The organism is Geminicoccus harenae, from assembly GCF_019800005.1.
Classification (GTDB): Bacteria; Pseudomonadota; Alphaproteobacteria; order Geminicoccales; family Geminicoccaceae; genus Geminicoccus; species Geminicoccus harenae.
Genome location: NZ_JABGCL010000179.1, coordinates 1 through 1,011, shown reverse-complemented (window position 1 = coordinate 1,011; position 1,011 = coordinate 1). Strand labels below are relative to the sequence as shown.

The following is a 1,011-nucleotide window of genomic DNA, read 5'->3' as shown; positions in this document are numbered from 1 at the left end:
TGCACATCATCCTTTATCTCCTCTTTGATAACCCTTTCTGACAAATCATGCACATCATCCTTTATCTCCTCTTTGATAGCCCTTTCTGACAAATCATTGGGGCATGGGGTAGTAATGACATTTTTGATTTTGTCTGCGGCGGTTAAGATAATTTTGAAATTATTTAACCATTCCAGAGAATTCACACCAGTTAAACGGTTGTCATCAAGAATACGTGAAAGAGGGTTTAGTGGTGCCATCTACAATAGAAAATAATAATATTAATAAATTTCATATGAAAACATATAATTTTTGGTCTTTAATTTCTATGTTTCCTCCCACTACTTTGTTCAAATCTCATACACCCTATAATGAGACTTGTGAATTTCAAACAAGGTTTGAATTTCCATAGCAGGGATTGGGGTCCCACTAAGAATTAATATCCTCACATGTTAGTCTCTTGGATACTAACCCTTAATGAGTGGATAACTCTTTATCCTAATGCTTCACCTAAGCAAATTCCAATCATCCTTTAGCCTCTAAACTGCAGTATCCTCATATAATAATTTCTTGGATAGTACATTTTAGTTAAGTCACACCTACCATTCCATGAGTATGGTCAATTGAATGTGGCATCCCTCACATGTTAGTTTCTTGGTAAGCCCCATTATCGCACCTCATGATATCCTATATTTAACAAGCCGGTTTGAACCTTTACAAATGAATATGCTCCCTACATATCTGCAGCCGAACATATCCACCATAAAGATCCTCCTTTCTTGCAATGGTAGGAGGCTAGGATAAAGCCCCATGGCCTCTTCCTTACAACTTAATTTTGTAAAATTAGGGGTTTTTGAAAAATGGTCTCATTTTTATAAACAAACATACATCACATGCATAGCAATTATATATCAACCATATATAATAAACAATTTAGACCCACTTTTATTATTAGTTCTCAATTATCCTCCCACTGTCCTCCTAGAGATTAAGGTGGATTCATTTTGAACATATAATAAATTAGGTCAAGGC

At 35.1% G+C, this 1,011-nt stretch carries 1 protein-coding gene; it reads right to left on the bottom strand.

Annotated features, from left to right (window positions below; all coding sequences use genetic code 11):
- The coding region (locus tag HLA95_RS27465; RefSeq protein ID WP_222185135.1) for a hypothetical protein at positions 1 to 239 on the bottom strand (239 nt) is incomplete at its 3' end.
- Between the last annotated feature and the right edge of the window lie 772 nt (positions 240 to 1,011).